The organism is Micromonospora sonneratiae (assembly GCF_042679305.1).
In the GTDB taxonomy this organism is placed as follows: Bacteria; Actinomycetota; Actinomycetes; order Mycobacteriales; family Micromonosporaceae; genus Micromonospora_H; species Micromonospora_H sonneratiae.
In genome coordinates this window covers 17,557-35,528 of record NZ_JBHTMP010000067.1, presented here as the reverse complement: position 1 = coordinate 35,528, position 17,972 = coordinate 17,557, and the positions used below count along the sequence as shown (strand labels likewise).

The 17,972-nt window shown below is 68.9% G+C and carries 19 protein-coding genes and 1 pseudogene; 9 read left to right on the top strand and 11 right to left on the bottom strand.

Annotated features, from left to right (window positions below):
* Together ACFQ4H_RS29020 and ACFQ4H_RS29015 are read right to left on the bottom strand one after the other, a co-directional pair.
* Positions 1–1,252: helicase-related protein (locus ACFQ4H_RS29020; protein ID WP_377576935.1), on the bottom strand; the 1,252-nt coding region annotated here is incomplete at its 3' end.
* Positions 1,253–1,318: 66 nt separating this feature from the next.
* Positions 1,319–2,149 (bottom strand): SigB/SigF/SigG family RNA polymerase sigma factor, encoded by an 831-nt coding sequence (locus ACFQ4H_RS29015; RefSeq protein ID WP_377576932.1) that lies wholly within the window; start codon positions 2,147–2,149, stop codon positions 1,319–1,321.
* Positions 2,150–2,438: 289 nt separating this feature from the next.
* On the opposite strand from ACFQ4H_RS29015, the gene ACFQ4H_RS29010 reads away from it, so the two are divergent.
* Together ACFQ4H_RS29010 and ACFQ4H_RS29005 are read left to right on the top strand one after the other, a co-directional pair.
* Complete coding sequence (locus tag ACFQ4H_RS29010) at positions 2,439–3,110, top strand: hypothetical protein (protein WP_377576929.1); 672 nt, start codon at positions 2,439–2,441, stop codon at positions 3,108–3,110.
* Between the two features lie 418 nt (positions 3,111–3,528).
* Positions 3,529–3,660, top strand: a complete 132-nt coding sequence (locus tag ACFQ4H_RS29005) for a hypothetical protein (RefSeq protein WP_377576926.1) — start codon at positions 3,529–3,531, stop codon at positions 3,658–3,660.
* Between the two features lie 141 nt (positions 3,661–3,801).
* Here the strand turns inward: ACFQ4H_RS29005 and ACFQ4H_RS29000 are convergent, their stop codons facing one another.
* Positions 3,802–4,332, bottom strand: a complete 531-nt coding sequence (locus tag ACFQ4H_RS29000; RefSeq protein WP_377576923.1) for a GNAT family N-acetyltransferase — start codon at positions 4,330–4,332, stop codon at positions 3,802–3,804.
* Between the two features lie 185 nt (positions 4,333–4,517).
* Between ACFQ4H_RS29000 and ACFQ4H_RS28995 the strand changes: the two genes are divergently transcribed.
* Both ACFQ4H_RS28995 and ACFQ4H_RS28990 read left to right on the top strand, forming a co-directional pair.
* Positions 4,518–5,024 (top strand): MarR family winged helix-turn-helix transcriptional regulator, encoded by a 507-nt coding sequence (locus tag ACFQ4H_RS28995; protein ID WP_377576920.1) that lies wholly within the window; start codon positions 4,518–4,520, stop codon positions 5,022–5,024.
* A gap of 10 nt (positions 5,025–5,034) precedes the next feature.
* Complete coding sequence (locus ACFQ4H_RS28990; protein WP_377576917.1) at positions 5,035–6,024, top strand: pirin family protein; 990 nt, start codon at positions 5,035–5,037, stop codon at positions 6,022–6,024.
* 79 nt (positions 6,025–6,103) lie between these two features.
* Here the strand turns inward: ACFQ4H_RS28990 and ACFQ4H_RS28985 are convergent, their stop codons facing one another.
* Positions 6,104–6,691, bottom strand: coding sequence for a YflT domain-containing protein (locus tag ACFQ4H_RS28985; RefSeq protein WP_377576914.1), 588 nt, complete (start codon positions 6,689–6,691; stop codon positions 6,104–6,106).
* Between the two features lie 79 nt (positions 6,692–6,770).
* Complete coding sequence (locus ACFQ4H_RS28980; protein ID WP_377576911.1) at positions 6,771–8,888, bottom strand: ATP-binding SpoIIE family protein phosphatase; 2,118 nt, start codon at positions 8,886–8,888, stop codon at positions 6,771–6,773.
* Positions 8,889–9,193: 305 nt separating this feature from the next.
* On the opposite strand from ACFQ4H_RS28980, the gene ACFQ4H_RS28975 reads away from it, so the two are divergent.
* On the top strand, positions 9,194–10,099 hold the full coding sequence (locus tag ACFQ4H_RS28975; RefSeq protein WP_377576908.1) for a mechanosensitive ion channel family protein: 906 nt from the start codon (positions 9,194–9,196) through the stop codon (positions 10,097–10,099).
* A gap of 173 nt (positions 10,100–10,272) precedes the next feature.
* Here the strand turns inward: ACFQ4H_RS28975 and ACFQ4H_RS28970 are convergent, their stop codons facing one another.
* On the bottom strand, positions 10,273–10,629 hold the full coding sequence (locus ACFQ4H_RS28970) for a DUF6401 family natural product biosynthesis protein (RefSeq protein WP_377576905.1): 357 nt from the start codon (positions 10,627–10,629) through the stop codon (positions 10,273–10,275).
* A gap of 224 nt (positions 10,630–10,853) precedes the next feature.
* Between ACFQ4H_RS28970 and ACFQ4H_RS28965 the strand changes: the two genes are divergently transcribed.
* A complete protein-coding gene (locus tag ACFQ4H_RS28965) occupies positions 10,854–12,119 on the top strand; it encodes an MFS transporter (RefSeq protein WP_377576902.1) in 1,266 nt (421 codons plus the stop codon).
* 71 nt (positions 12,120–12,190) lie between these two features.
* Here the strand turns inward: ACFQ4H_RS28965 and ACFQ4H_RS28960 are convergent, their stop codons facing one another.
* From ACFQ4H_RS28960 to ACFQ4H_RS28945, 4 genes and pseudogenes are all read right to left on the bottom strand, one after another.
* Entirely contained in the window at positions 12,191–12,448 is a 258-nt protein-coding gene (locus tag ACFQ4H_RS28960) for a hypothetical protein (RefSeq protein WP_377576899.1), read from the bottom strand.
* 108 nt (positions 12,449–12,556) lie between these two features.
* A complete protein-coding gene (locus tag ACFQ4H_RS28955) occupies positions 12,557–13,015 on the bottom strand; it encodes an SRPBCC family protein (protein WP_377576896.1) in 459 nt (152 codons plus the stop codon).
* Between the two features lie 112 nt (positions 13,016–13,127).
* Positions 13,128–13,538, bottom strand: a complete 411-nt coding sequence (locus ACFQ4H_RS28950; protein WP_377576943.1) for a DUF2795 domain-containing protein — start codon at positions 13,536–13,538, stop codon at positions 13,128–13,130.
* A 51-nt stretch (positions 13,539–13,589) separates the two neighbouring features.
* Positions 13,590–14,420: pseudogene (locus ACFQ4H_RS28945) on the bottom strand (YihY/virulence factor BrkB family protein); the annotation flags it as partial.
* Between the two features lie 168 nt (positions 14,421–14,588).
* Here ACFQ4H_RS28945 and ACFQ4H_RS28940 point away from each other — a divergent pair.
* A complete protein-coding gene (locus tag ACFQ4H_RS28940; protein ID WP_377576893.1) occupies positions 14,589–15,023 on the top strand; it encodes a ChaB family protein in 435 nt (144 codons plus the stop codon).
* Between the two features lie 59 nt (positions 15,024–15,082).
* Here the strand turns inward: ACFQ4H_RS28940 and ACFQ4H_RS28935 are convergent, their stop codons facing one another.
* Positions 15,083–16,522 carry an aldehyde dehydrogenase family protein gene (locus tag ACFQ4H_RS28935; RefSeq protein ID WP_377576891.1) on the bottom strand — a complete coding sequence of 480 codons (1,440 nt, stop codon included), beginning with the start codon at positions 16,520–16,522 and terminating at the stop codon, positions 15,083–15,085.
* 185 nt (positions 16,523–16,707) lie between these two features.
* Here ACFQ4H_RS28935 and ACFQ4H_RS28930 point away from each other — a divergent pair, with 185 nt between their 5' ends.
* A complete protein-coding gene (locus tag ACFQ4H_RS28930; protein ID WP_377576888.1) occupies positions 16,708–17,220 on the top strand; it encodes a DUF4262 domain-containing protein in 513 nt (170 codons plus the stop codon).
* A 236-nt stretch (positions 17,221–17,456) separates the two neighbouring features.
* Positions 17,457–17,960 carry a hypothetical protein gene (locus tag ACFQ4H_RS28925; RefSeq protein ID WP_377576886.1) on the top strand — a complete coding sequence of 168 codons (504 nt, stop codon included), beginning with the start codon at positions 17,457–17,459 and terminating at the stop codon, positions 17,958–17,960.
* Positions 17,961–17,972 lie beyond the last annotated feature (12 nt).

Here is a 17,972-nt window from a genome sequence, read left to right as displayed (position 1 = left end):
ACTGGTCGAGGTCGACGGCGTCGAGCCCGGCGAGGGTTGTGCGGGCCACCCGCATGGCGGCCTCCGGTGGCGGGTCCGGCAGGGCGAGGCCGCTGCCGTCGGGCTGCCCCCAGCAGGACAGTTGCAGCGCGAAGGCGGTGAGGTCGGCGACGGCGATCTCCGGTTCCGGCTGTGCCGGTAACCGTTCGTGCGTCGCCTCCGACCAGCACCGGTAGGCGTGGCCCGGTGCCTCCCGGCCGGCTCGGCCAGCACGCTGGGTGGCCGAGGCCCGGGATGCCGGCACGGTGACCAGGGCACCGAGTCCTCGGCTCAGGTCGGTACGGGCGACCCGGCTCAGTCCGGCGTCGACCACCACCCGTACGCCGGGGACGGTCAGGCTGCTCTCGGCGACCGCCGTGGCCAGCACCACCCGCCGTCGGGTCCCCGGTTGCAGTGCCGTGTCCTGCTCCCGGCTCGACTGGCGTCCGTGCAACGTCATCAGGTCGACGTCGCCGCGCAGGTCGGCCAGGCGCGCGGCCACCGAGGCGATCTCACCCGCACCGGGTAGGAAGACCAGCAGGTCTCCGGCACGTTCGGAAAGGGCTCGCCGTACGGTCGCGGCCACGTGGTCCAGTAGTCGGGGATCGACCCGTAGCCCATGCGGGGCGTCCACCGGCCGGGGTGGTGGTGTCCAGAGGATGTCGACCGGATGCAGCGCCGACTCGGCACGGATCACCGGTGCGGGCTCGGCCCGGGTGCCCAGGAGCGCGGCCAGTCGGTCGGTCTCGACGGTCGCCGACGCCGCCAACAGGCGCAGGTCGGGGCGGAGCGCGGCACGTACCTCGACGGCGAAGGCCAGCGCGAGGTCGGAGTCGAGTTGCCGCTCGTGACACTCGTCGAGGAACAGGGTCGTGGTGCCGGCCAGCTCTGGATCGTGCTGGAGACGTTGGACGAGCAGGCCGGTGGTGACTACCTCGATCCGGGTGGCCGGTCCGGTGCGCCGTTCGCCGCGTACGGCATAACCGACGGTCTGCCCCACCGGTTCGCCGAGCAGCGACGCCATCCGGCGGGCAGCGGCGCGCGCGGCGATCCGGCGGGGCTGGGCGACGACGATCCGTCCCTCGAACCGTTCGGCGATGGCCAACGGCACCAGGGTGGTCTTACCGGTTCCCGGTGGGGCCACCAGTACGGCCGTGCCGGTCCTGTCCAGTGCGGTGGCCACCGCTGGCAGTACCTGTCGGACCGGCAGGTCGGCAGCGGTCTCGGGGAGCATCCGGTCAGTGTCGCACCGGCCGGCTCAGTGGACCTCGACCGGTTCAGTACGTCTCTTCGACCGGGTTCAGTACGTCTCTTCGAGTTGGCCGCGCAGTTTGGCCAACGCGCGGGCCAGCAGCCGGGAGATGTGCATCTGCGAGACCCCGATCTGCTCGGCGATCTGCGACTGGGTGAGGTTGCCGTAGAAGCGGAGGGTGAGGATCCGCTGCTCGCGTTCGTCCAGGGTGGCCAGCGCCGGGCCGAGGGCGATCCGCAGTTCGGCCAGCTCGAACTCGCTGTCCTCGCCGCCGAGGGTGTCGCCCAGTTCGGTGGCCCGCTCGCCGTCGCCGGTGGGGGTGGACAGGGAGACCGCGTTGTAGGCCCGGGCACCTTCCAGCCCTTCCAGCACCTCCTCCTCGGTCAGGTCGAGGTGGGCGGCGATGTCGGCGACCGTCGGGGAGCGGCCGAGCGTCTGTAGCAGCGTGTTGTTGGCCTCGGAGATGCTCAACCGCAGTTCCTGGAGCCGCCGGGGCACCCGGATGTCCCAGGTACGGTCACGGAAGTGGCGCTTGAGTTCGCCGATGATCGTCGGAATTGCGTAGCCCGCGAAGTCGACGCCGCGGCTCGGATCGAACTTGTCGATCGCCTTGATCAGGCCGATGGCGGCGGTCTGGACGAGATCGTCGGTGGGCTCGCCCCGCCCGCTGTAGCGCTGCGCGAGGTGTTGGGCCAGTGGCAACCAGGCCTGGATTGCCTGGTCACGCAGGCTCTCCCGGGACGGGTGGCTGGTTGGCAGGGCGGCCATCGCGTGTAGTAGGTCACTGGCGCTGTCCGACAGGCTCTTCGCGTCGAGGATCGGGCCCGCGCTGTCGGTTCGGGTGGCGGTAGCCCGGTCGGTCGTTGTCGGTGTGGTCATCGGTGGTCCTCCCTACACCTTGTTCGCGGAGAGAAACAAGGGCGCTACGCATTGCTTGGTTGGCCCGTTCAGATGGTCACCTTAACCCGTTCGGCTTGCGAAAGTCTAGCCGAAAGTATGAGGTAGATAGTTCGTGTAGTGGTGCTTAACGGGATATTGCTGGCGGGCTACGGCAGTGTTGCGAGGGGGCCCGAGGTCTGTCGACGGACTGTCGGTTTTCCGTCGTTGTTTCCACAGCGGACGGGCCGTAGCGTTCTCGTTACAGCCCGTCCAGAGCCCGGAGGCACCGGTGAACCGTCTCGCTGCCCCGCAGCTTGTCGTCAACAGCCGCATGATCTATTTCGGTTGGCTGCCGGCCGATCCCGATGCGGTTGCCGCCCTGGTGCCCGATGGCCTCACCCCGATGGTCAACCGCCAGGTCTTCATGAACCAGTACGTGGTCGACGACGCGGAACAGACCTCGGGCTTCGGCGCCTACTCGCTGACCTACCTCGGTCCGGACCTCGCCGACATGGACGCGCCGGACGGGGTGACACCGGGTCGCTGGTGGACCCACTACTTCAACTCCAGCGCGGTGGTGCGGGCCTATGCCGCCGACCGGGGTGTTCCGGTGAGTGTGGGCACCACCAGGATCAAGGTCAAGGGCAACCGGCTGGTTGCCGTGACCGAGGCCGACGGGGTTCCCGTCATCCGGACGGTGGCCGAGGTCGGTCGGACCGGCAGCGCTATCAACCGTGGACAGCTGCGCTACCTGACCGAGGTCGACGGGCGGAAGATCAGCGGCAACTATCCGTACGTGGCCGAGCCGGTCGATCCGTTCGAGATCGTGTCACTGGAGTTTCTGGAGCCGGAACATCCGGTCTGGGCGCTGCGCCCGGCCAACCCGCTACAGATCATGTGGGGGTTCTACTCGCCCCGGTCGTCATTTGCCTATCCGGGCGGCGAGTCGGAAGTGGCCTGATCCCCGACATCCTTCGCCGGATCCGGGCTGAGATCCGTGTCACTCTGCGACCCGTGCCCCGCTCTGGGCGAGTGGTCGCGGTGCTGGAACGGGGCCGTGGCAATGAAAAGAGTGCCGTCAAGTGGTTTCCGTCGCGCCATAGCGGCAACTCATGCTCCGTCGGCATGGTAAGGGCCTGTCGACCCGCGTAGGGCCGGTCACGTCCCTGCCGGTTACGCAACCGAAGTCGACAGAAGATCCTGCGCGCCACGCGTACGGCGGACGCATCCAGGGCGTACGGCGGCCGCGCGTACGGCGTGAGCGGACGCGCCTACGGCGTGACCCGGGCATCGAGGTGCGGCCTGCACCCGTGGATCGAGGCTGGCCACGGCCCTCTGTCGACGCCAACACCCGATATCGACACGGCGAGGAGGTCGGCATGCCCCCGGATGTCTCGAAGGCGCAGCGGAACTACGGAGATCAGCCGGTGGAGAGCGAGCGGGGAGCGTTGGTTGCGGTGCTGGTCATGGTGGTCCTCGGGGTCGCCGGCATCTTCGCGGTCTCTGCCTGAGGCTACCCAACGTGCGACGAGGGCAGCCGGGAATCCGGACAAGTACCGACTGCTTCCGAGCGTCAGCCCGAACCAGTGCGACGGTGCGCCCACCCACCCGTGAAGGAGCGGGTGGGCGCACCGTCGTGGGCTCGGTAGGGATCAGGCGTCGGTGGCCAGCCGGCCGTGGATGTGCTCGTCGTGGCGTTGCCCATCGCCGTAGCGGTGTGATTCACGTAGGACACCCTCGAACCGGTAGCCGGCCTTCTCCGCGACCCGGCACGATGCGGCGTTGGCCACCGCGTGACACAGTTCGATCCGGTGCAGCCTCAGGAACTGGAAGGCCCAATCCGTCATGGCGGTGACCGCCCGTGACGCAACACCTCGCCCGCGCGCCTGTTCGACCGTCCAGTAGCCGATTGCGGCGTTCTCCCCACAGATCTGGTGCAGGCTCAACGAGCCGAGCAGCGCGTCCGTCGTGGGATTGGCGATCGCCAGCGACACATGTTCGAGCGAGGACCAGTCGGCCCGGCGGCGTACCCAGGCCCGCGCGGCTTCCAGGTCCACGACGCCGGGCAACGGATTCCACTGGGCGATGGCCGCCTCACGTAGCGCCAGCATGACCTCTGGGGCGTCCGTTGCGCGCCACGGGCGGAGCAGCAGGCCGGGCGCGGAGATTTCCACGGGTTCCACGGTGGTGCAGTCTGGCATCCCGTCGGGACGGCCCAGTGGTCATTCGTGCCCCGTCTCGACCGCCGGCCGGTTCCGGCCCTCCTGTTTCAAATTTCAAACTTACGCCCGCTGGATGCTCGGACCGCGTGTCAGGGCTCACCCGGCGACCCAATGCTTCAAATTTGAAACAGTGCTACTCTCGTCGCATGACGGAGAGCCTGGACGGCGCGCGGATGGCGTGCTGGCGCGCATACATCGAGTCCAGTCAGCGACTACTCACCCAGTTGGAGGAGGAGCTTCGGGCGGTCAGCGAGCTGAGCTTCGCTGACTACCACGTGCTGGTACGGCTCTCCGAAGCCCCCGGTCAACGGTTGCGGATGGGGGAGTTGGCCGGTCGGCTCATCTTCTCGCCGAGTCGGCTGACCTATCAGATCTCCTCCATGGAGCGCCGTGGCCTGGTCGCCCGGCAGGCCTGCCCACAGGATCGGCGCGGCAGTGAGGCGGTGTTGACCGCCGCCGGCCTGCTGGCCCTGCGGGAGGCCGCGCCACACCACCTGGCATCGGTACGGCGTCACCTGATGGACGACCTCGACGACGGGGAGGTCGCCTGCCTGACCCGGGTCTTCGAGCGGCTCGGTGAGCGACTGAATGCCGTAGGTACCACCGCTCCCGCATCGCCAACCCCATCCGCCACGGAACCTTCGAACAGCTAGGAGCAAGGTCATGCCTGCCATCACCGTGAAGGACGTGCTCGTCCTGCCCCGCCTGCCCCAGTTGGACCCGGCAACCACCCGGTACCGCCCGGTGACCCGGCTGGTCACCGCGCCCAGCGGCTACGAGGGCGAGGGCTTCCCGGTGCGCCGGGCCTTCGCCGGTGTGCCGATGCGGGAACTGGACCCCTTCATCCACCTCGACCAGATGGGCGAGGTGGACTACGCGCCGGGGGAGCCCAAGGGAACCTCCTGGCACCCGCACCGGGGCTTCGAGACGGTGACCTACATCATCGACGGCATCTTCGACCACCAGGACTCCAACGGCGGCGGTGGCACGATCACCAACGGTGACACCCAGTGGATGACGGCCGGAGGCGGTCTGTTGCACATCGAGGCCCCACCGGAGCACCTGGTGATGAGTGGCGGCCTCTTCCACGGCCTGCAACTGTGGGTCAACCTGCCGAGGGTGGCCAAGATGAGCCCGCCGCGCTACCAGGACATCCGGGGCAAGGAGTCGATCCTGCTGACCACCCCGGACGGCGGGGCGTTGGTGCGGGTCATCGCCGGTGACATCGCCGGACACCGGGGACCGGGATCGACGCACACCCCGATCACGATCAGCCACGTGACGGTCCAGCCCGGGGCCCAGGTGGATTTGCCGTGGCGTACCGACTTCAACGCACTGGTCTACGTGCTCGGCGGTCGGGGCACGGTCGGTACGGATCGCCGTCCGGTACACACCGGGCAGTTGGCCGTACACGGACCGGGCGACGCCATCCGCTTCACCGCCGACGAACACCAGGACGGTCGTACGCCCGAACTGGACGTGTACATCATGGGCGGCGAGCCCATCCGGGAGCCGGTCGCGCACTACGGCCCGTTCGTGATGAACACCCGGGAAGAGTTGATCCAGGCCTTCGAGGACTACCAGGCCGGTCGACTGGGCGTCATCCCGGCCACCCGGGTCCCGCACACGGGTGGCCAGGCACCCCGCCCGTAGCGGGACGGTCGGCCCGTACGGAGACGAGTGGGTGCCCGGGCGTCACCTGACGCCCGGGCACACCTCGGTCGAACACCGGTCAGTGCGCGCTCTGCGCAGGCTGCCAGTTCATCCTGGTGAACAGCTGGCGGGCCTGCTCGGCGAAGTCCGCGTCGACGGTCACCGCGTACTGGCCCGCGCGCAGTGAACTCATCGAGGAGAAGTCCCGCCGTCCACCGGTCATGGCGTGGGCGATGGCGCCGAACACCGCGCCCCACACGGCACCGATCAGCAGGGCCACGATGATGACCGCCAACCAGTTGGCCGTGGCGAAGATGCCGAAGAGCAGACCGATGAAAAGGCCGAACCAGGCACCCGTGGCCGCACCGGCCAGGGCTGCCCGTACGGTCGTCATCCGGCCCAGCACCGTCTCCACCAGGGTCAGGTTCGTGCCGATGATGGCGCTGTGTTCCACCGGGAACTTGTTGTCGGCGAGAAAGTCCACCGCACGCTGCGCGGATGGATAATCCGGATATGACGCCATGGTGACTGCCGGGCGTCCCATCTGGGGCCCACCGTCGCCGCTGGGCATCGAAGGGGTACCGCTCGGTCCGGGTGGCAGGTTGCTACCACCCGGCATACCCGGCATGCCGGGCCAGGCCGTACTCGATTTCGAGGGTGTAGCCATTGTCTGCCTCCTTCGTCAACGGCCAGGGTTCCCGTCGTGAGGAAGCGGTAAACCGGGCCGCCCGGCGGCGGCCGACGCGCTACCGGCGCTGCCCCGCCGGGATCAGCATCTCGAACCAGACCGTCGATCCTCGTACCGTCGGATCCGTCCCCCAGGCGTCGCTGAGCTGCTCGATCAGCCCGAGCCCCCGGCCCCGGCTGCTCAGCGGGTCCGTGTGGGCCCGGGCCACGATGCCCCGGGTGCCACTGTCGGCCACCGAGACCAGCAGCCGTTCCGGGCTCAGATCGATCTCCACCCGCGCCGCCGTGCCGGCATGCAGCAGGGCGTTGGTGGTCAGCTCACTGGCACACAGGACCGCTGAACCGATCACCGACTCCGCCACCTGCCACGCGGTGAGCTGGGCGGTCAGCCAGCGCCGGACCCGGCCCGGCGCGGTCGGCTCCGCCGGCACCGCCATCGCCGCCGAACGGCTCGGGGTGAGGGCGTTCTCCACCGCCAGCACCGCCACGTCGTCCTCGGTGGTGCCCGGCACGGCCGAGGATGCCGCAGCGCACAGCGTACGGGGGGCACCGCCGCTGGCTGCCGCGATGGTGACGGCCAACTGGTCCAACCCGTCCGACAGGTCCTGGTTGCGCCGCTCGACGACACCGTCGCTGAACAGCAGCAACGTGTCCCCGGCCCGGAACTCCATCGTGTGGGTGACGCGTCGTCCGCCCAGCCCCAACGGCACCCCCGGGGGGAGGTCGAGATACTCGGCCATGGTCGGTCCGCCAGCGACAGCCCGGCGCAGCAGGGGAGCCGGGTGTCCGGCGCTGGCCAGGGTCAGCCGACCGGCCTCCGGGTCGACCACGCCGTAGAGCACGGTCACGAAGAGTTCGTCGCTGTGCGCCTCGGCCCCCAGACTCGCCACCAGGCGGTCCAGCCCGCGCAGGACACAGGCCGGGTCCGGGTCGCTGAGGGCGAGGGCGCGCAGTGCGGCCCGTACCTGGCCCATCAGCGCGGCGGCCCGCACGTCGTGCCCCGCCACGTCACCGAGGACCACCGCCAGTTGGCCGCCGGGCAACGCGAACGCGTCGTAGAAGTCGCCGCCGGTGGCGTTGCCGTCCACCCCGGGGGCGTAACGTGCGGCGATCCGTAGCCGGGGCAGGTCCGGCAGGTGCTCCGGCAGCATGCTCCGCTGGAGGAGTTGCGCCGTACCGTGCTGTTTCTCGAACTTGCGGGCACGTTCGGCGGCCTGGGCCACCAGCTCCGCCCAGGCGGTCAGCAGCGCGCGTTCGGTCGGCAACCAGGGGTACGGGTCCCGGTAGCCGAGGGTGAGTGCTCCCCGCAGCGACGGTGTGTTCAGCGGCAGCGCGGCGAGGGCCCGGATCCGCTCGTCATGCCGGTCGGTTGCCGTGGCCAGTAGCGGCTGCCCCTCGCTGACGAAGAGCGGGACACCGCTGCGGGCGGTGGCGGCCAGGGGCGTGGGGGAGTCCACCGGAGAGCGGTGCCACAGCGGTGGCAGGCGCTCGTCGACCTCGTCGAGCAGGTCGCCGGGCACCCGGCGGACCGTTCGCCAGTCAGGCCCGTCGTCGATGCCGAAGGCGACCAGGTCGGCGGCGAAGGACGTGGCGGCGAAGCGCAGCGCCACCCGGGCGACGTCGTCCAGGGTCAGCGTGCCCGACAGCGCCGAGGCCAGCTCGCCCAGGCTCTGTAGCTGCCGGGTCATCTGCGTGCTTTCGGCAGCGATGGTCAGTACGCCGATGATGTAGCCGGAGGCGTCCCGAACCGCCCAGTGGCCGCGTACGAAGACCGCCTGATCGGGTCGGGCGATGCCGCTGCGGGCGTGGGGTAGCGAGGCGGCCCGCTCGAGGAACGGCTCGCCCGTGCGGTAGACCCGCTCGATCACGTCGCCGATGCCGGGGGTCTGCCAGAGGTCACCGAAGACCTGGGGGGCCGGCTGGCCGAACGCGGCGGGATGGCGTGCGCCCAGCAACTCCGCACAGCGGTCGTTGTAGACCAGCACGAGGTCGTCGCCGCAGGTCAGGGCCATGGCCACCGGTGAGTCGAGGACAAGGTCGACAACGGTCCGCAGGGCGGGATCCCACAACTGCCGGGGGCCCAGTGGGGTGGCCGACCATGCCTGGTCGCTGAGGCGCAACGTCAGCCCGGATGGCGCGGCGGATGGTGTGGGGATTCGCCCGACCGAGCCTGGCATGCCAGCAGCCTAACTGGAGAGGCCGACACTCGCGCTGATCAACGGCAGGTAACCGACACCGCCCAGTTGGTGACCGGTGTGCCGGTGTGGTGTCGATGGCTGGGCCTGGTCATCCCGTCCTGCTACGAGGCTTTTAGTGCCTAAATGGCGAATTGCGGGCTTACGGCGCTACCTCTGCCCTAATCAGAGGAAAAATCCGAAAAATGGTGCTGCCAGGGTGGTTGGCTCCCGGACCGATGGGTATGCGGGCCTCGCTAGTCCGAGCGAGCGGACGTCGCTATTGACGAGCGACAGGAGGGACGACAATGTCCGAAAATCTCGCGGTCAGGCAGGTTGACATCGGGGCCGCGTTACTCGACATGTGGCGGTCGGTACTCCTCTTCGTACCACGGGCCATCGCGTTCATCGCCATCCTGGTCGTCGGCTGGATCATCGCGCGGTTTGTCCTCAAGATCGTGGACAAGGCGCTCGAGCGGGTCGGATTCGACCGGGCCGTCGAACGGGGCGGCGTCGGACGCGCCCTGGAGCGTACGAAGTACGACGCCAGCGACATCCTGGCGAAGTTGGCGTACTACGCCATCCTGCTGTTCACGTTGCAGTTCGCCTTCGGCGTGTGGGGGCCGAACGCGATCAGCGACCTGATCCGTGGGGTGGTCGCCTGGCTGCCGCGAGCCTTCGTCGCGATCGTGATCGTGGTCGTGGCAGCGGCGATCGCCAGTGCGGTACGTGACCTCATCACCGGGGCGTTGGGCGGTCTCTCGTACGGCCGCCTGCTGGCGAACCTGGCGTCGATCTTCATCATCGCGCTGGGTGTGATCGCCGCGCTCAACCAGGTGGGTATCGCCACCACGGTCACCACTCCGGTCCTCATCGCGGTGCTGGCCACCGTTGCCGGAATCCTCATCGTCGGTGTGGGCGGTGGTCTGGTCCGGCCGATGCAGCAGCGCTGGGAGGGCTGGCTGCAACGGGCCGCTACCGAATCCCAGGCGATCCGGGCCCGCAACCAGGCGTACTCCGCCGGTCGCGGGGACGTCGAACGGCAGATGGCCGAACGTACCCAGGTCATGCCGAGGGCCGAGGAACCGGCCGGGGCGTCAGGTGGGGGCGGTGCCGCGCACTCGCAGGCTGGCGGTCCCGGCACCTACCAGTCCGGAACCATGCAGCGGGGTACGACGGGCGGCCCGGAACAACCGGGGCTGGGTGGGCACTGAGGCCCGCCACCCGCACGATCGGTTCGCCTGACCGCAGTCATCGGGGAGTCCAGCATCGCTGGGCTCCCCGATGCTGTCCAGGCTCCGGCGTAGGGACGGGGTCGCTCGGGGCCCGGTGCCGAACGGCAGCTCGCCGGTGCCGAGCGGCAGCACACCCGGTGCCGAACGGCAGCTCAGACGACGGCCCCGTTACCCCGGTTCAGGGCGCAGACCGCCAGCAGCCGGAGCATGATCCAGTCGGCCTGGGGCCACACGATCGGATCAAGCGGCGGCTGCCATCCGTGACCGGCGCCGGCTTCGCGTACCCCGGCGGCATAGGCCGCGAGGGACACGGCGCTCATCGGCTGAAGGTCGCCAAGGAGACTGTCCCGTACGGCGGCGGCGTGCTGGTCGACAGCGGCCTGGAGCCCGGGAAGCGCAGCGGCGGCGACCAGGCCGGAGGAGCCGATGGTGGCCATCAGATCGGACAGCTCGGAGCGTGCCGATTTCGTGGCGGAGCGTGCGGCCACGCCGCTGAACAGCCCATTCATGTGAGACGAGGTTAGCCAACCCTGGGTGTCGGTGACCTCATCCGGTTGGGGGAACCGGTGGCGGCAGGAGGATGATTTTCGCAGGTCGGACGAGGTGCGTGAAAGGATGTTAGCGGACAGGGAGCCGCGAAGCGGACCAATGGTCGTGCGCCCTGGCAACATCCCGAGCCGGCGGGTGATCTCGGGCTGGCGGGACGCCGGACCGTGCGGAAAGATCAACACACGTGCCCACCCCGCCACGCCCGCGTCTCCTGCTGCTCATCCTCGCCTACCTGGCCTTCGTCAGTCTCGGCCTGCCGGACGGGCTGATCGGGGTGGCCTGGCCGTCGGTGCGGACCGACTTTCACGTGCCCACGGAGGCGGTCGGCCTGCTGCTCATCGCCAGCACCGCCGGCTATCTGACCTCCAGCGTGGCGGCCGGCTTCAGCGTCGCCCGGCTGGGCGTCGGCTGGCTGCTGGCCGGCAGCACCGTCATGGCCAGCCTCGCACTGGCCGGGTACTCGATGACCCCCGGATTCATTCTGATGACCGGGTTTGCGCTCCTGCTGGGACTCGGCTCGGGCGCGATCGACTCCGGACTCAACGCGTACGCCGCCAGTGCCTTCGGCCCACGCCACATGAACTGGCTGCACGCGTTCTTCGGCCTCGGTGTCGCGGTCGGACCGCTGATCATGACCACCGTCATCGGTGCCGGCCTGGCCTGGCGCTGGGGGTACGGCATCGTGGCCGGCGCACAGGCCGTGCTGGCAGTGGCCTTCGTGTTCACCGTGCACGCCTGGGGGAACCGGCGTGGGGCGGCCGGAGGCGGTGCCGCCGCCAACCCGACCGGGGACCTCCGCACCGAGACGATCGCAGCGGACACGGTCGACGTCGAGCCGGTCACACCGGCCGTGCCGCCACCCATCCGGGACACCCTCCGGCTGCCGGCCGTCTGGTTCGGCGTACTGGCGTTCGCCGCCTACGTCGCGATCGAACTGGGCGCCGGACTCTGGGCGTACCTGCTGCTCACCGAAGGACGTGGTCTCGGGGCGACCGCCGCCGGAATCTGCGTATCCGGCTACTACGGAAGTCTGTTCCTGGGACGCGTGGTGCAGGGGGTGGTGGCCGAGCGGGTGGGCACCGCCCGGGTGCTGTGGGCAAGCATGATCGGCATGGCCTTCGGCGCGGTGCTGGTGGCGGTACCCGGACCGGCCTGGCTGGCGGTGGTCGGGCTGGCCATCGTCGGCTTCGGTGCCGCGCCGGTGTTCCCGCTGCTCACCCTGACCACCGCAGATCGAGTCGGGGCCAGCCACGCCGACCGGACCATCGGACTACAGATCGGGGTGGCCGGTCTGGCCGGGGCGTTCGTACCGGCCGGCATCGGCGTGCTGATCAGCCGGATCGACGTCGAGGTGCTGGGCCCGGCCCTGGTGGTGCTGTCCGTGCTGCTGTTGCTGGTCTACGCGGCGTCGAACCGGCAGCCACGGCCAGCGTCGACAACGCCGAGCTGACCGAACCACGCTGCGAGCTGGCCGGTCGAGGCGCCGGGGCGACCGGGGGCGCCGACAGCCGGACGGAGGTCTCAGTGCGGCCCGGTCCGGCCCGTCGTCGACGGCCGGTAGGCCCGTTCGTCGTCGGTCATGTCCCGGCCCCGACCGGTACGGTCCGGACGCTCGTCAGCGGCCTCCGGAGCGTGGCCGAACGCCGACTCCGCCCCCGCCTCGTTGCCGGTGAAGTCGTCGACCTCGCCGTCGCTGGCGGAACTGCCCATCGCGCGTTCAAGTTCGCGGAGCGGCAGACGTTCCTCGTCGCGCCACACCGCCGGGTCGTTGTCGGTCATACGTCCTGCCGTACCCGGACTGCAATGCGGCAAACAACAGGCTGGTGGCCGTCGGAGTCTCCGACGGCCACCAGCCGTTTCAGCGCTTGATGCCGGGATCGACGAGGGCTACCTGGTTCGTTCCACCTTGCCCCGCCATGCCCCGGTCTCGACGCCGCGACCCTCGATGTACTCCTTGAACCGGTTGAGGTCGCCCTTGGTCCGGCGGTCCACCAGGCCGAGCTTGTCGCCAGCCTTCTCCGTCAGGCCGTGCGGTTCCATCTCCATCTGCACGGTGACCCGGGTGTGGCTGTCGTCGAGCCGGTGGAAGGTGACCACACCGGAGTTGTTGGTGCCGTCGGTGGAGGTCCAGGCCACCCGCTCGTCGGGGAGTTGCTCGGTGATCCTCGCATCGAACTCCCGTCGTACACCGGCGATGTCGATCTTCCAGTGCGTCATGGTGTCGGAGATCTGTTTGACCTCTTCGACCCCCTCCATGAACTGGGGGAACTCCTCGAACTGGGTCCACTGGTCGTATGCGGTCCGTACCGGCACCGCAACGTCGACAGATTCGGTTACCCCACTCATCGGTTCCTCCTCTTTGGGCTGGTACGCGCCCAGCGGAGCTGGTCACGCCAGCGGTTGGTGTGGTCAGCGGTTCGGATGCCCGCCGGCGCCGGTCACTACCGACGCCGGCTGCTCACCAGCGCTGGGTCTCGTTCGGATGCCCCAGCGCAGCCCAAACCTCGGACACGGTCTGGAACTCGACCCCGGACGGCAGTCGGGCCAGGTCGGCCAGGAGATCCTCCGGCGCGCCGTTCTCCTGCGCGTTGCGCCACAGCGTCTCCCGAGTGCCGGGCAGCGCGGAGAGGCTGATGAACCGGCCCAACCGGCTGCGTTGCTCGACCTCCACCGGGGTCATCCCCCAGGGGACGCCGCTACGGGTCTCGGTGTTGACGATGGTGGTGGCGTCCGCTTGGTCCTCGCCGGCCGGTTCCGGCTGACGCCACTCCTGGGCCCGGGATCCGGTGGTGCCCTGCACCGTGCCGCTGACCTCTCGGCTCATCTCGTCGTCGAGCCTCGGTCCGTGCTTACTGTTACCCCGTTCCATGTCTATTGCGCTACCCGTGGGCTCCAGGGATAAACGCTGTGCCCGGTGCAGCTCCGCGTTGATCTCGACGCCGAACAGCAGCGCACAGTTGGACAGATAGAGCCAGACCAGGAAGGCGATGACCGCGGCGAGACTGCCGTACGTCACGTCGTACGAGGCGAAGTTCGTCACGTAGAGCCCGAAGGCGTAGGAGACGACGCCCCAGGAGACGAGGGCAACCGCCCCGCCCACGGTCAGCCAACGCAGCCGGGGCTGCTGCACGTTGGGCGCGATCCAGAACAGCAGCGACAGCAGCAACATCATGACCATCAGCAGCAGCGGCCACTTGAGGATCGTCCACACGGTTCGGGGGGCGTTGCCGAGGTGCAGCGCGTTCCCCACCGCGTCGGTGACCGGCCCGCTCACCACCAGCACCGTGGCGACGACCGCCATGAGCAGCAGGGCGGCGGCGGTGATGAGGATCTGGAGTGGACGGAGTCGGTAGAAGGGGCGGTCCTCCCGTACCTCGTAGATCGCGTTGGAGGCACGGGTGAACGCCCCGGTGAAACCCGACGCCGACCAGAGCGCGCCGAGCAGACCGAAACTGAGCAGCACCTTCGCGGAACTGCGTTGGTTGACGACTCCCTTCACGGCGTCGGTGAAGCTCTCACTGGCGACGACCGAGCCGGCACCGACGTCCCCACCCAGGTCGACGATCGTGTCGATGGTCTGTTCTCCGTTGGAGACGAGACCGACCAGCGCGACGATCACGATCGCCGAGGGAAACAGCGCCAGCACCCCGTAGTAGGTCAGCGCGGCGGCCCAGTCGGCACAGTTGTCCCGGGAGAAGCTCTTGACGCTGGCGACCAGCACCCTGCGCCACACTGACCACTCAACCGCCATGACCGCTCCCCTCCGGGGACGGCGGTACCCCGGGCGCGAATCGGACAAACGTCCAGCTCCCGGTTTGCCCACGGGGGCGTGGGGAACGGATCTCCCATGGAGACCCGCCTCCCGTCGGGACCGTGGCGGGTTTCCGGAGCACAGTCAGCCGCAAGGAGGAGGAAGACCATGCCTGGTCGCGAATCACTGCCGAGTACCGTGCGACGCTCTCCGGACAAGGCCCAGCGAACCTGGGTGAAGACGCACGACTCAGCCACCGAGACGTACGGCGAGGGGGAGCGGGCGCACCGTACCGCCTTCGCGTCCCTCAAGCACTCGTTCGAGAAGGTCGGTGACCACTGGGAGCCCAAGGGACGCAAGGGACCCAGCGACGAGCAGGCCGAAGGTGGTGGCCCGGCCCGTCGCGCGCCGACCGCAGGTGGGGTGGACGCGAACGCCCCGAAGGAACACCTGATGGAGGTCGCGAAGAAGTTGGACGTGCGGGGACGTTCCCGGATGACCAAGGCCGAACTGGTGGGTGCGATCCAGAAGGCCAACAACCGGGCCACCACCAGGACCCGGGAGGCCGTGAAGGCCCGGGGTGGCAAGGTCCGGGGACGATGACCCGAGGGTACGGCCCGTAGCAACGTTCATCGGGTGTCCGAGCGGTGCGGTCCGGCGGCTCACCAGTGTCCGTCCGGGCCGCCCGGTGCGCCGAGGTGCACCACCTTGGTGACGGTCAGCTCGTCGAGCAGCTCCGGGCCGTACCCGAAGCCCTGCCCGCTGCCCCGACGCGGATGCGCGGCCCCGCCCGGTGCCCCGCCGAACACGGCGTTCACCTTCACCGTGCCGACCGGCAACTCCCGCCAGGCCCGCTGGGCGTGCGTCATGGACGCGGTCAGCACCGTCGCCGCCAGACCGTACGACGAGCGCGAAGCGCGGGAGAGTGCCTCGTCGAACGATTCCACCGCCATCACCGGCGCGACCGGACCGAACGTCTCCTCCCGCATCACCAGCATCCCGTCGCAGCAGTCGGCCAACACGGTGGGCGGATAGAAGGCACCAGGTCCGTCGGGTACCACGCCGCCGCAGAGCACCCGGGCGCCGTCGGCCACCGATGCTTCGACCTGGGCCGCGACGTGCTCCCGATGGCGGCGGTCGACCAGCGGTCCCATCTCGGTACGCGGATCGCGGCCCGGTCCGACCCGCATCGACTCGGCCTGTCGTACCAGCGCGTCGAGGAACGGCTGCACGATCCTTCGGTGTACGTAGATCCGCTCGACCGAGACACACAACTGACCGGAGTTCGCGAACGCGCCCAGGGCGGCCTGTTCCGCCGCCCATTCCGGGTCCACGTCGGCGTCGACGATCAGCGGGTCACTGCCACCGTTCTCCAGCAGTGGCTTGGCGTACGTCTTGGCGCAGGCGGCGGCGATGGACCGACCGGTGGCAGTGGACCCGACGTGGGCGACCACGTCGACCTCCTGTGCCGCCAGTGCCGTCCCGACCCGGGCGTCCCCGGTGAGCAGGGTGAGTACGCCGGCCGGCAGGTGCTCGTCCAGTAGCCGGGCCAGCAGCCAGCCGGTCGCCGGGCTGCGTTCACTGGGCTTGTAGACGACAGTGTTCCCGGTGACCAGGGCAGCGCCGAGCAGACCGCAGGAGACCGCCACGGGATCGTTCCACGGGGTGAGCACCGCGACGATCCCCCGGGGCTGTACGGCCATCAGGTCGATCGCCTCCGGGGCACCGGCCAGCGCCCGACCCCGGTGCAGTGGACCCAGCTCCGCGTACTGTCGCAGGGTTCCGACGCCGGCCTCGACGCTGGCCCTCGCCGCACTGATGGGCCGACCCATCTCGGCGGTCTGGAGCGAGGAGAGCTGGTCGATGGCGGCTTCGACCGCGTCGGCGGCCCGGTGCAGCGCCGCGCCGCGCTCGGCGGCCCGCTTGCCGGCCCAGGTCGGAACGACCGCCCGAGCGGCCTTGACCGCCGCCGCGACGGCCGCATCGGTGGCCACCGGCATCCGGGTGACGGGGGAGTCGTCGGCCGGATCGAACACCAACAGTTGATCGGCGTCCCCGTCGGCACCCCACACCCCGCCGATGAGCTGTCGCACCTCGTACATGCGGCGCTGGATGCCCCGGTCTGACCGCCGCAAACCCGGTTTCGCCCGATAGCTCGGTGTGGGGCGCGCACCCAGCGCTACAAAAAGGACAACGTGCGGGAGCAGTGTGGTGGTGGGTGGAAAGCGTCATCTAGGGTTGGCCGGTGACCGAGTATGCGTGTCCCTGCCTGATATGCCAGGGGCCGGTGAACGGCAACTACTGGAATGCGCGGGACAGGCAGACCGCGCAGCACATCACCGACCACGGCTGGAGCGTGGTAGGTGTCAGTGGTGAGGGCCGAACTCCCGACTGGGTCTATTCGATCGGGTTGTGGCATACCACAGGCAAACACGATGTAGCCATCTTCGGGCTGAGCCCCCAGCGGATGATGGAGCTCACCAACGCCCTCGGCGATCTACTACGACAAGTAGAGTTCATGGACGCGCATGAGTGGCGTGACTTCGTCTTCGAGCAGTTCAACGTCGCGTTACAGCCTGTGCACCCGAGCTGGTACGAGAGCTTCTTCGGCGCGGCGATCGACTTCTACCAGATGTCACATCTGCCGATCGTCCAGATGGTGTGGCCCGACGACGAAGGCCTCTTCCCCTGGCACGATGGTGTCGACCAGGCCTGCCAAGAATCCCAGCCCATGCTCTGGCTGCCCCGACAGGACCATCCACGGGGCCGGTGGACCCATTCCGATCAGCCACTGAGCTGATCTCAACGACTGTCCGGCCTGCCTACCGAAGCACCACTGACCAAGCTGAGCCGTTACGGCCGTTGAGACGGTGGCGAGACCCGGCGGGCGGTAACCTGACGACCACGTAATGCGCAAACGTTGGTGTGTAACCCTCGTCGGCTACCTATCGCAATGGGTAAGCGTGCGCGGCGCAATTCCTTGACGTTGTCCGCTGCGCGTCGAGCAGATACCCGGAGCGGGAATCCGGAGGTTCCATGTCGTCGCCTCGTCGAATTCTCTTTCGCCGTTCTCTCACCACGCTCGGCGTCGCCTTCACATCGTCCGCCGCCGTCCTCGGGTTCGCCACCCCGGCCTCTGCGATCACGCAGACCAAGGCAACTGCCCAGCTTCGTACCGCTGGCATTCCGTGGACCTCCACCGGCGATTGCAGCGACCGTAACCACCCGAGCTGCACCTCGTTCGAGGGGATCCGGCAGGCCACGATCACCGGCATCATTACGTTCAAGCGGGCCAGCGGGTGCGCCATCACCATCACCGGAGGCACCGAGACCGGCCATCCAGGAAGTAGCTACACCCATTCGGGCGGCTACAAGGTCGACATCAGACTCAGCGTCTGTGTCCAGAACTACATCTCAGCCAGGTACACCTATCTCGGCCACGTCTCCGGATTCGGCCATCAGTATCGATCTCCCGCAGGAAACATCTACACCCGCGAGCGCACCCACTGGGACATCCTCTACTACACGTGTGGCTGCTGACTGCTTCACGAT

Bases quoted from the DNA above. Each gene is read 5' to 3' on its own strand.
- ACFQ4H_RS28940 (WP_377576893.1), top strand. From the start codon at position 14,589: ATGCCTGGTCGCGAATCACTGCCGAGTACCGTGCGACGCTCTCCGGAC.
- ACFQ4H_RS28935 (WP_377576891.1), bottom strand. From the start codon at position 16,522: ATGTACGAGGTGCGACAGCTCATCGGCGGGGTGTGGGGTGCCGACGGG.
- ACFQ4H_RS28975 (WP_377576908.1), top strand. From the start codon at position 9,194: ATGTCCGAAAATCTCGCGGTCAGGCAGGTTGACATCGGGGCCGCGTTA.
- ACFQ4H_RS29005 (WP_377576926.1), top strand. From the start codon at position 3,529: ATGCCCCCGGATGTCTCGAAGGCGCAGCGGAACTACGGAGATCAGCCG.
- ACFQ4H_RS29015 (WP_377576932.1), bottom strand. From the start codon at position 2,149: ATGACCACACCGACAACGACCGACCGGGCTACCGCCACCCGAACCGAC.
- ACFQ4H_RS28955 (WP_377576896.1), bottom strand. From the start codon at position 13,015: ATGAGTGGGGTAACCGAATCTGTCGACGTTGCGGTGCCGGTACGGACC.
- ACFQ4H_RS28950 (WP_377576943.1), bottom strand. From the start codon at position 13,538: ATGGAACGGGGTAACAGTAAGCACGGACCGAGGCTCGACGACGAGATG.
- ACFQ4H_RS28990 (WP_377576917.1), top strand. From the start codon at position 5,035: ATGCCTGCCATCACCGTGAAGGACGTGCTCGTCCTGCCCCGCCTGCCC.
- ACFQ4H_RS28925 (WP_377576886.1), top strand. From the start codon at position 17,457: ATGTCGTCGCCTCGTCGAATTCTCTTTCGCCGTTCTCTCACCACGCTC.
- ACFQ4H_RS28995 (WP_377576920.1), top strand. From the start codon at position 4,518: ATGACGGAGAGCCTGGACGGCGCGCGGATGGCGTGCTGGCGCGCATAC.
- ACFQ4H_RS28980 (WP_377576911.1), bottom strand. From the start codon at position 8,888: ATGCCAGGCTCGGTCGGGCGAATCCCCACACCATCCGCCGCGCCATCC.
- ACFQ4H_RS28970 (WP_377576905.1), bottom strand. From the start codon at position 10,629: ATGAATGGGCTGTTCAGCGGCGTGGCCGCACGCTCCGCCACGAAATCG.
- ACFQ4H_RS28960 (WP_377576899.1), bottom strand. From the start codon at position 12,448: ATGACCGACAACGACCCGGCGGTGTGGCGCGACGAGGAACGTCTGCCG.
- ACFQ4H_RS28985 (WP_377576914.1), bottom strand. From the start codon at position 6,691: ATGGCTACACCCTCGAAATCGAGTACGGCCTGGCCCGGCATGCCGGGT.